Consider the following 9,389-nt stretch of genomic DNA (forward strand, 5'->3'; position numbering starts at 1 on the left):
GCATGGCCGAGGCCAGCATCGCCGCCGCCCTGGCGCTGGCCCCCGGGGCCCGGATCGCCCTGCTGACCGGCGGCGAGGCCTGGGTGCCGATGCTGCGGGAACATGCCTTCGCCCTGGGCCATGGACCGGACCGCATCCTGGTCCGCGCCGTGCCGCCCGCCGGCGACGTCCTGGCGCGCGACCCGGACGGCGCGGCCCGGCTGCTGGCCAAGGCGGCGGAGGCCGTCATCGCGGAAGGGGCTGCCGCGGTGGTGCTGGGTGGCGCCGGGCTGGCAGGCCTGGCCCCCGCCGTGGCGGCGCATCTGCCCGTGCCGGTGCTGGACAGCCTCGACTGCCTGATGGAAGCCAGTCTCGGCGAACCCCTGCCATTTCTGCCGCCGCCGTCCTCCGCCCCATCCCTGGACCTCTCCCCGGCCCTCGCCCGACGTCTCGGCGGCTGATCCGGGCAACGTCCTCGCTTCGGGTGTTGCCCTTGTGGGTCGCGCCCAGGGGGAGGCGCTGCCTCCCCTGACCCCCTCCGCCGGGGACCAAGCCGCCCCCCGGGCCCCGGGCTTTCGTTGGCGCCTGTGGCAGCCGCTTTTCCGCGGCTTGATTCCCGGGAGCAGGTAGAAACGCGGGATTCCCGGAAAGCAGAGGTGGCACCGGCAGTCCGCCGGAGAGCATGGCTATCCGGCGCGATCCGACAAAGCCCCGGCCCGCATAACCGCCGCTTAAGGACTGCCATGCAGGATGCGCGCCGACGGCAGCGCAGCATGGGGCACGGAGAGCGTGGCGAGAACCCGCAACCAGGGACCGACGATCGTCATCCGGCGGGAGGAAGGGGGCGAGGCTGGCCATCATGGCGGCGCCTGGAAGGTCGCCTATGCCGATTTCGTCACGGCCATGATGGCCTTCTTCCTGCTGATGTGGCTGCTCAACGCCACCACGGAGCAGCAGCGCAAGGGCATCGCCGACTACTTCGCGCCAAGCAACCTGATGTCCCAGTCCACCTCCGGCAACGGCCAGCCTTTCGGCGGCAGCACGCCGCATTCCCCCGGCCAGCTTTCCACCGACACCAGCAGTCCGCGGATCGAGACCGGCCCCCGTCCGGTGCTGCAGGACATCGAGGTGGAGGACGAGACCGAGACCCCCGCCCAACCGGTCGCGACGCGCGAGGCGCCGCCCGGCCCGGACGATGCCCCCGACGCGAAGCCGGGGCAGGCGGCGGTCGCCGTCTCCGCTCCCGGCGACGGCGGAAACGGCGCGGCGCGGCGCGACGCCGACCTCGCCGCCGCATCGGAGACCGCGCTGCGGCGGGAGCTGGAGAAGCGGGAGCGCGATGCGCTGGAGCAGCTGGCCGGCCAGCTCCGCGCCGCCGTGGCGGGCGACCCGGTTCTGGCGGAGCTGGCGCAGCAGTTCCGGGTGGAGCAGGTGCCGGAGGGGTTGCGGATCCAGCTCTTGGATTCGGAGGGCAAGCCGATGTTCACCTCCGGCGGCAACACGCTGAACGAACGCTCCCGAGCCCTGGTCGCCAAGGTCGCCTCGGTGATCCGCCGCGTGCCCAACGCGGTGTCCATCACCGGCCACACTGACGCCACCCCCTTCCGCACGGACGCCCGCAGCAACTGGGACCTGTCGGCCGAGCGCGCCAATGCCACGCGCCGCCTGCTGGTGGAGAACGGGGTGGGCGAGAACCGCCTGCGCAGCGTCGCCGGCCTGGCGGAGCGCGAGCCGCTGCTGCCCGAGGCGCCGGAGGCCGCGGCCAACCGCCGCGTCTCCATCCTGCTGCTGCGCCAGGCGCCGCAGCCCCCCGCGACCGGAGCGACGCCGCGATGAACGCGATCCTGGGCCTCGCCGTGATGCTGGGCTGCGTCTTCGGCGGCTATGTGCTGGCAGGCGGCAAGTTCGACATCATCATGCACGCCCTGCCGCACGAGATGATGGTCATCGGTGGCGCCGCGCTGGGCACATTCATCATGGCCAACAGCCTGAACGACATCAAGCACACGCTGGGCGGGCTGGCGAAGGTGCTCAAGGGCTCGCGCTTCCGCAAGGCGCAGTATGTCAGCATGCTCAGCCTGCTCTTCTTCCTGGTGCGGCTGGCGCAGCAGAAGGGCAACATGGCGCTGGAGCCGCATATCGAGAAGCCGGAGGAAAGCACCGCTTTCGGCCATTTCCCCGATATCCAGAAGGACCACCACGCCGTCCTGCTGATCTGCGACTACCTGCGCATGATCGGCATGAACGCCGACGACCCGCACCAGATCGAGGATGTGATGGCCCGCGAACTCAAGAAGATGCGGGATGAGGAGCTGCACCCCTCCCACGCCCTGCAGAGCATCGCGGACGCGCTGCCGGCGCTGGGCATCGTCGCGGCGGTGCTGGGCGTGATCAAGACCATGGCCAGCATCGACCAGCCGCCCACGGTGCTGGGCGGCATGATCGGCGGCGCGCTGGTCGGCACCTTCCTCGGCGTGCTGCTGGCCTATGGCATGGTGGCCCCCGTGGCCGCCCGGCTGAAGGGCGTGGTGGAGGAGGAAGCCAAGTTCTATGAGGTGATCCGCGCCGTGCTGGTTGCCCATCTGCAGGGCAATGCCCCCCAGGTGGCGGTGGAGACCGGCCGCAAGATGGCGCCCAGCCAGCACATGCCGAGCTTCCAGGAGCTGGAGACAACTCTGCAGGAGCTTCAGATCGCCTGAGGCCTGGGGAACTTGACGCGGGGGCCGGCCTGCTGCCACCGCTTCTCGCATGAGCGAGATCCAAGAACGGGCCGGCGGCCTGCCCAATCACCTGGGCTTCGAGGTTGAGGAATGGCGCGAGGGCTATGCCCGCGTCGGTTGCGAAGTGATCCCGGAGCTCCTGAACTTCGCCGGGATCATGCATGGCGGGGCGATCATGGCCCTGGCCGACCAGGCGGCCGGCATGGCGGGCCTGTGGTGCTCGGTGCCGGGTCATGTCCGCTATGGCGTGACGGTGGACCTCAACTGCCGCTTCGCCAACCGGGTGCCCCCGGGCCGGGTGGTGGCGGAGGCCAAGGTGGTCTCGCAGGGCCGCAGCACCTATTTCGTGCAGTTCGAGATCTTCGACGCCCACCACAAGCTGGTGGCCTTCGGTTCCAGCACGCACCGGGTACGCAAGGGCAGCGAGAGCCTGGAAGGCGTACCCGGTCCGGTCCGCGAATAGGGCGGGGCCTCGATCGAGAGGGGTATGGGCATCGGGCGACGAGGTAATAATCCGTCCGGCGATCGTGCATTTTCCGCATCTGCTTGACAGGGCGGGACAACCCCCCTAACTCCGCCGCTGTCCTGCTGCCGGAATCATGCTGGCCGGGGCCGCGGGCGATTTGACGGATGCAGCTTGCGCCGCGTCACCAAGAGCTAAAGCGCCAGGAAGCGAATGCCGGCCGTTCCGGTCCTGCTTCGTGGGTCATCCGACGGTGTTGGAGGATCGCGATGCGCCGCATCATGCGTCTGGTCGGGAAAGGCTGAGGCGGTCCGCCCCGGACAGAGGGTCCGGCGGCGCAGACCGGATCTGCCGGATCGTCATGTGGCCTCCGTCGCCATTCATGCGACGCCAGGCCGGACCGGAGGCGAGGATGCCTCCCAAGAAGCTTCCTGACCGGGTTTTCTCATGTCTTCACAAGAACAGGCACCGGCCGCCATCCGGCTCCGCGATCTGACACGCTGCTTCACCGCGCGCGGGGCGGAGACGCTGGCGCTGGACGGCGTCTCCCTCGATGTGGCGCCGGGCGAGGTCTATGGCATCGTCGGCCGCTCCGGCGCCGGCAAGTCCACGCTGATCCGCTGTGTCAACCTGCTGGAACGCCCGGATACGGGCCGGGTCGAGGTGCTGGGCCGCGACATGCTGGCGCTGGACGATGCCGGGCTGCGCCAGGCGCTGCGCGGCATCGGCATGGTCTTCCAGCACTTCAACCTGCTTTCCTCCGCCACGGTGGCGGAGAACATCGCCTTCCCGCTTTCCATCGCCGGGGTCGGCCGCGCGGCGCGCGAGGCGCGGGTGCGGGAGCTGCTGCCGCTGGTCGGGCTGGAGGGCAAGCGCGACGCCTATCCGGCGCAGCTCTCGGGCGGGCAGAAGCAGCGCGTCGGCATCGCCCGCGCCCTGGCCTCGGACCCGAAGGTGCTGCTTTGCGACGAGGCGACCAGCGCGCTGGACCCCGAGACCACCGCCGACATCCTGTCCCTGATCCGGTCGCTGCGTGACCGGCTGGACCTCACCGTGCTGCTGATCACCCATGAGATGGCGGTGGTGAAGGCGATCTGCGACCGCGTGGCGGTGATGCAGGCCGGGCGGATCGTGGAGCAGGGCCGGGTCTTCGACGTCTTCACGCGGCCGCAGCAGGCCGTCACCCGCCTCTTCGTGGCGGAGGTGATCGGCCATGCCGTGCCGCCCGGCACCGTCGCCCGCCTGCCCGCGCCGCAGCCGGGTGAGGAGCGGCGCCTGCTTCAGGTGCTCTTCGCCGGGCCGCATTCCACCCGCGCGGTGGTGAGCGAGGCCTCGCGCCGCTTCGGGCTGGACCTGAACATCGTCTCTGGCCGCATCGACGAGATCGGCGGCGAGCCCTTCGGCCTGATGGCGCTGGCGGCCTATGGCGCGCCGGCGCAACTGGCCCAGGGCGTGGAATGGATGCGCTCGCTCGGCCTCGACGTGGCCGAGGTGAAGGAAGGGGAAGCCCGCTGATGCCCAACCTGTTCCCCTGGCTGCCGCCCGCCTTGCAGGACCTGATGATCGACGCGGCCTGGGAGACGATCACCATGGTCTTCGTTTCCGTCCTGGTGGCGGTGGCGATCGGCCTGCCCCTGGCGCTCCTCCTCTACAGCACCGGCCAGGGCGGGCTGCGCCCGAACGGCTGGATCAACCGGCCGCTGGGCCTGTTGATCAACGCGGTGCGCTCCACGCCCTTCATCATCCTGATGGTGGCCATCGTACCCTTCACCCGGCTGGTCGCCGGCACCTCGATCGGCACCGCCGCCGCCATCGTGCCGCTGGCGCTGGCCTCCACCGCCTTCATTTCCCGCCTTTTCGAAGGCGCGCTGCGCGAGGTGGACCGGGGGGTGATCGAGGCCGCCCGCGCCATGGGCGCGACGCGGATGCAGATCCTGACCCGCGTGCTGGTGCCCGAGGCGATGCCCGGCATCATCGCCGCCGTCACCGTCACGCTGGTGAGCCTGGTCGGCTATTCCGCCATGGCGGGCGCCATCGGCGGCGGCGGGCTCGGCGATCTCGGCATCCGCTTCGGCTACCAGCGTTTCATGCCGGAGGTGATGGCGACCGTGGTCGTCATCCTGATCCTCTTCGTCCAGGGCCTGCAATCGCTGGGCGACTGGCTGGTCCGCCGCGTCAGCCATCGCTGAACGGCGGGACGCCACACGACGAACGTCACACGACATGGGAAGGAAGAACATGACCATCGCACGCCGCGCGGCGCTTGCCGCCCTCCTCGCCACTCCGGCCCTCACCGCCGCGACCCGCGCCCATGCCCAGGGCGCGGAGATCGGCACCGCCGCCCGCCCGCTGAAGATGGGCGTCACCGCCGGCCCGCACGCCCAGGTGATGGAGATGGTGCGCGACATCGCCGCCAAGGACGGGCTGGTCATCCGCATCATCGAGTTCACCGACTACATCCAGCCCAACGTGGCGCTCGCCTCGGGCGACCTGGACGCGAACTCCTTCCAGACCCAGCCCTTTCTGGAACAGCAGGTGAGGGATCGCGGCCTCAAGCTGGTCTCGGTGGCCAAGACCCTGACCTTCCCGATGGGTATCTATTCGAAGAAGGTCAAGTCGGTGGACGCGCTGCCGCAGGGCGGCCGCATCGCCATCCCCAACGACCCGACCCAGGGCGGGCGCGGGCTGATGCTCTTCGCCCAGGCGGGCGCCATCCAGTTGCCGGCCAATGCCGATGTGCGCGTGACCGTCGCCGACATCACCGGGAACCCGAAGCGCCTGCGCATCGTGGAGCTGGAGGCGGCGCAGCTCCCCCGCGCGCTGGACGACGTGGACGCGGCGGCGATCAACACCAACTATGCCCTCACCGCCGGGCTGCAGCCCACCCGCGACGCCATCGCCATCGAGCGCAGCGACAGCCCGCATTCCAACCGCATCGTGGTGCGCCAGGGTGACGAGGAGAAGCCCTGGGTGAGGAAGCTGGTCCGCGCCTACCAGAGTGACGAGGTGAAGGCCTTCGTGGCGGAGACCTTCTCCGGTTCCGTCATCCCGGCCTTCTGAGGGGCAGCGCCATGCTTCGCCGTCCCCTTCTCGCCGCCGGCCTCCTGGCCGGCGGTGCGCTCCTCCGTCCTGCCATCCTCCGCGCCCAGGCGGGGAGCCAGGGCGCGGCCGGGATCGGCAGCGCCGCCCGTCCGCTCAGCATCGGCGTCACCGCCGGGCCGCACGCCCAGGTGACGGAGAAGGTGCGCGAGCTCGCCGCCAGGGACGGGTTCGTGCTGCGCCTGGTCGAGTTCACCGATTTCATCCAGCCCAATGCGGCGCTGGCCTCGGGCGACCTCGACAGCAACTCCTACCAGCACCGTCCCTTCCTGGAGCAGCAGATCCGGGACCGCGGCTACAAGCTCGCCGCGGTGGCCAGGACGCTGGTCTTTCCGCTCGGCATCTATGCGCCGAAGTACAAGGCTCTGTCCGACCTGCCGCAGGGTGGGCGCGTGGCCATCCCCAACGACCCGTCCAATGGCGGCCGGGCCCTGCTGCTGCTGGCCAAGGCCGGGCTGATCCGTCTGGCGCCGGGCGCCGATTTCCGCGCCACCGTGGCGGATATCGCGGAAAACCCGAAGCGCCTGCGCATCGTGGAACTGGAGGCGGCGCAGATGCCGCGCGCGCTGGGCGACGTGGATGCGGCGGTGGTGATCACCGACTACGCCCTCATCGCCGGGCTGGACCCGGCGAAGGACGCGCTGCTTCGCGAGGATGCGGACAGCCCCTATGCCAACATCCTCGTGGTGCGCGATGCCGACCGGGACACCCCCTGGGTGAAGCGGCTGGTGGCCGCCTATCACCGCGACGAGATCCGCGCCTTCGTGCGCGATACCTTCCACGGCAATGTCGTGCCGGCCTTCTGAGGAGCATCCCATGAATCGGCGCCCCCTCCTGCTGGCCACGGCCGGCGGGCTCTTCCTTCCCGGCATCCTGCGGGCGCAGGACGCCGCGGGGATCGGCACGGCGGCCCGGCCCTGCCGTGTCGGCGTCACCAGCGGTGTCCACGCCCAGGTGCTGGAGCAGGTGCGCGACGTTCTGGCCCGCGACAACTTCGTGGTGCGGATCACCGAGTTCGGCGACTTCATCCAGCCGAACGTGGCCCTGGCGGGCGGCGATATCGACGCCAACACCTATCAGCACCAGCCCTTCCTCGACGCGCAGAAGGCGCAGCGCGGCTACGACTTCGTGCCGGTGGGCAAGACCGTGCTGACCGTGATGGCGGTGTTCAGCCGCAAGCTGAAGTCGCTCGCCGACCTGCCGCAGGGCGGGCGCGTGGCCATCCCCAACGACCCGACCAATGGCGGCCGCGCCCTGCTGCTGCTGGCCCAGGGCGGCGCCATCAAGCTGGCCCCCGGCGTGGACTTTCGCGCCACCGTGGCGGATGTGGTGGAGAACCCGAAGCGCCTGCGCTTCGTGGAGCTGGAGGCGGCGCAGATCGCCCGCTCCCTCGACGATGTGGACGCCGCCGCCATCACCGGCAACTACGCCGTTCCCGCCGGGCTGAACCCGCTGAAGGACGGGCTGGTGAAGGAGGGCGCCGAAAGCGTCTATACCTGCCTCGTCGTGGTGCGGCGCCAGGATGCCGGTGCCGCCTGGGCCAGGAAGCTCGCCTCCGGCTACGCCGCGCCGGAAATCAAGCGCTTCGTCGAGGAGAAGTTCGGCGGCGCGGTGATCGTCGGCGCCTGAGAGCGGGTGGCGGCGTCCGGCTCCCGGCCGGCCGTCGCCCTTGCGGCCGGGCAGGACGGCACCCGGAGGGCGACATGGTGGTGTGGCAGCCGTGCCGCACCACCCGTTTCCAAGCGCATTCGCGATTCGGTCCAGGAACAAAAAAAGAACATCAGGACAGGAAACCGGCGGAAAACAGCCGGATGGCCCGATTCGGCGCCTGTCTCCGAAGCGCCATCGACGACTCGGAGATCCTTCTAGATCTTGTGGCTCCCGTTCCAGGAAGCCCGGCTGCGGTTCGTGGCCTGTTCACCCCTTCGGGCGTGGCTCAGAAATCGCTGACCCGGCCCTTGCGCTCCCAGTCGCCGTAGCGGGTCGGCTCAGGACCGGTCGGCCCGCCGATCTCGGGCGGCAGGGCGCGCTCCTCCTGCTTCCCGCTATCGGGCGGGGGGCCGTCGGGCGCGGCGGCCGGCGCCGGATCGTCCTGCTTCCGTGGGACATTCGTGGGGGAGGCGGGTTTCTCGCTCATGATCCCCCATATGAGGCGGGACAGAGCCGGGAGAAATACCCGATGAACGGGACACTGCGGACGACGGTCCTTCTGGCGGGGCTGATGGCCCTCTTCGCCGGGGTGGGCTTCCTGCTGGGCGGCAGGCAGGGGATGGTGATCGCCCTGCTCATGGCCGGCGGCATGAACCTCTGGGCCTGGTGGAACAGCGACCGGGCCGTGCTCCGCATGCACAACGCCCAGCCCATCGGTCCGGGCGATGCGCCTCGCCTCCATGCCATGGTGCAGGAACTGGCCGCCCGCGCCGGCCTGCCCATGCCCGCCCTCTATCTGATCCACGAGGCCCAGCCCAACGCCTTCGCCACCGGCCGCGACCCGCGGAACGCCGCGGTCGCCGTCACCTCCGGCCTGCTGGAGATGATGCCGGAGGAGGAGGTGGCCGGGGTGGTGGCGCATGAACTGGCGCATATCCGCAATCGCGACACGCTGATCATGACCGTCACCGCCTGCCTCGCCGGCGCCATCGGATTCCTGGCGCATTTCGGTGGGCTGCTCGGGGGCGGGCGGGACAACCGCAACCCGCTGGGCTTCCTTGGCGTGCTGGTGATGATCGTGGCGGCCCCGCTGATGGCCATGCTGGTGCAGATGGCCATCAGCCGCGCCCGGGAATACGAGGCCGACCGTCTCGGCGCCCGGATCGCCGGTGGGCCGCAGGGCTTGGCCAGCGCCCTGATGCGGCTGGAAGGCGCCCGCCACGCCATCCTCAACCGCTCCGCCGAGGCGCATCCCGAAAGCGCGCCCCTCTTCATCGTCAACCCGCTCTCGGGGCAGGGGATGGACAACCTCTTCTCCACCCATCCCAACACCGAGAACCGGGTCCGCGCCCTGTTGGGCAATGGCGCCACGGCCGCGCCCCCCGTGGGCGGCATCCGGGGCGGCACCGCGCCACGCGGTCCCTGGAGCGGCGGCTCGGTGCCGCCTGTCTCTTGATCACAAGTCTCGACGTCAGCAT

11 protein-coding genes are annotated in these 9,389 nt (G+C 70.4%); 10 read left to right on the forward strand and 1 reads right to left on the reverse strand.

The window, feature by feature from the left end; genetic code table 11:
• The 9 genes from ROTAS13_RS27190 to ROTAS13_RS13810 form a co-directional block, all read left to right on the forward strand.
• The coding region (locus tag ROTAS13_RS27190) for an aspartate/glutamate racemase family protein (protein ID WP_075822622.1) at positions 1-440 on the forward strand (440 nt) is incomplete at its 5' end.
• 289 nt (positions 441-729) lie between these two features.
• Positions 730-1,815, forward strand: a complete 1,086-nt coding sequence (locus tag ROTAS13_RS13775) for a flagellar motor protein MotB (protein ID WP_075822623.1) — start codon at positions 730-732, stop codon at positions 1,813-1,815.
• Positions 1,812-2,678: a flagellar motor stator protein MotA gene (gene motA, locus ROTAS13_RS13780; RefSeq protein ID WP_058389791.1), complete on the forward strand. Its 867-nt coding sequence runs from the start codon at positions 1,812-1,814 to the stop codon at positions 2,676-2,678. Before ROTAS13_RS13775 ends, motA begins: the two co-directional genes overlap by 4 nt.
• A gap of 49 nt (positions 2,679-2,727) precedes the next feature.
• On the forward strand, positions 2,728-3,162 hold the full coding sequence (locus ROTAS13_RS13785; protein ID WP_019460179.1) for a PaaI family thioesterase: 435 nt from the start codon (positions 2,728-2,730) through the stop codon (positions 3,160-3,162).
• 447 nt (positions 3,163-3,609) lie between these two features.
• The gene (locus tag ROTAS13_RS13790; RefSeq protein ID WP_075822624.1) at positions 3,610-4,677 is read left to right on the forward strand and encodes a methionine ABC transporter ATP-binding protein; all 1,068 of its coding nucleotides are present in this window, start codon (positions 3,610-3,612) and stop codon (positions 4,675-4,677) included.
• Positions 4,677-5,351: a methionine ABC transporter permease gene (locus ROTAS13_RS13795; protein WP_019460181.1), complete on the forward strand. Its 675-nt coding sequence runs from the start codon at positions 4,677-4,679 to the stop codon at positions 5,349-5,351. Before ROTAS13_RS13790 ends, ROTAS13_RS13795 begins: the two co-directional genes overlap by 1 nt.
• 49 nt (positions 5,352-5,400) lie before the next feature.
• Positions 5,401-6,222: a MetQ/NlpA family ABC transporter substrate-binding protein gene (locus tag ROTAS13_RS13800; RefSeq protein WP_099781850.1), complete on the forward strand. Its 822-nt coding sequence runs from the start codon at positions 5,401-5,403 to the stop codon at positions 6,220-6,222.
• An 11-nt stretch (positions 6,223-6,233) separates the two neighbouring features.
• Positions 6,234-7,067, forward strand: coding sequence for a MetQ/NlpA family ABC transporter substrate-binding protein (locus tag ROTAS13_RS13805; protein ID WP_075822625.1), 834 nt, complete (start codon positions 6,234-6,236; stop codon positions 7,065-7,067).
• Positions 7,068-7,077: 10 nt separating this feature from the next.
• A complete protein-coding gene (locus ROTAS13_RS13810; RefSeq protein WP_019460184.1) occupies positions 7,078-7,890 on the forward strand; it encodes a MetQ/NlpA family ABC transporter substrate-binding protein in 813 nt (270 codons plus the stop codon).
• A 307-nt stretch (positions 7,891-8,197) separates the two neighbouring features.
• Here the strand turns inward: ROTAS13_RS13810 and ROTAS13_RS13815 are convergent, their stop codons facing one another.
• Positions 8,198-8,398: a DUF1674 domain-containing protein gene (locus tag ROTAS13_RS13815; protein ID WP_075822626.1), complete on the reverse strand. Its 201-nt coding sequence runs from the start codon at positions 8,396-8,398 to the stop codon at positions 8,198-8,200.
• 42 nt (positions 8,399-8,440) lie between these two features.
• On the opposite strand from ROTAS13_RS13815, the gene ROTAS13_RS13820 reads away from it, so the two are divergent.
• The gene (locus ROTAS13_RS13820; RefSeq protein ID WP_075822627.1) at positions 8,441-9,367 is read left to right on the forward strand and encodes a M48 family metalloprotease; all 927 of its coding nucleotides are present in this window, start codon (positions 8,441-8,443) and stop codon (positions 9,365-9,367) included.
• Positions 9,368-9,389 lie beyond the last annotated feature (22 nt).

Source organism: Roseomonas sp. TAS13 (assembly GCF_001950415.1).
GTDB classification, from domain to species: Bacteria; Pseudomonadota; Alphaproteobacteria; order Acetobacterales; family Acetobacteraceae; genus Roseomonas; species Roseomonas mucosa.

What these genes read in the sequence shown, in the direction of transcription:
- ROTAS13_RS13785 (WP_019460179.1), top strand. Translation starts at nt 2,728, where the DNA reads ATGAGCGAGATCCAAGAACGGGCCGGCGGCCTGCCCAATCACCTGGGC.
- ROTAS13_RS13805 (WP_075822625.1), top strand. Translation starts at nt 6,234, where the DNA reads ATGCTTCGCCGTCCCCTTCTCGCCGCCGGCCTCCTGGCCGGCGGTGCG.
- ROTAS13_RS13815 (WP_075822626.1), bottom strand. Translation starts at nt 8,398, where the DNA reads ATGAGCGAGAAACCCGCCTCCCCCACGAATGTCCCACGGAAGCAGGAC.
- ROTAS13_RS13810 (WP_019460184.1), top strand. Translation starts at nt 7,078, where the DNA reads ATGAATCGGCGCCCCCTCCTGCTGGCCACGGCCGGCGGGCTCTTCCTT.
- ROTAS13_RS13820 (WP_075822627.1), top strand. Translation starts at nt 8,441, where the DNA reads ATGAACGGGACACTGCGGACGACGGTCCTTCTGGCGGGGCTGATGGCC.
- motA (WP_058389791.1), top strand. Translation starts at nt 1,812, where the DNA reads ATGAACGCGATCCTGGGCCTCGCCGTGATGCTGGGCTGCGTCTTCGGC.
- ROTAS13_RS13795 (WP_019460181.1), top strand. Translation starts at nt 4,677, where the DNA reads ATGCCCAACCTGTTCCCCTGGCTGCCGCCCGCCTTGCAGGACCTGATG.
- ROTAS13_RS13775 (WP_075822623.1), top strand. Translation starts at nt 730, where the DNA reads ATGCGCGCCGACGGCAGCGCAGCATGGGGCACGGAGAGCGTGGCGAGA.
- ROTAS13_RS13790 (WP_075822624.1), top strand. Translation starts at nt 3,610, where the DNA reads ATGTCTTCACAAGAACAGGCACCGGCCGCCATCCGGCTCCGCGATCTG.
- ROTAS13_RS13800 (WP_099781850.1), top strand. Translation starts at nt 5,401, where the DNA reads ATGACCATCGCACGCCGCGCGGCGCTTGCCGCCCTCCTCGCCACTCCG.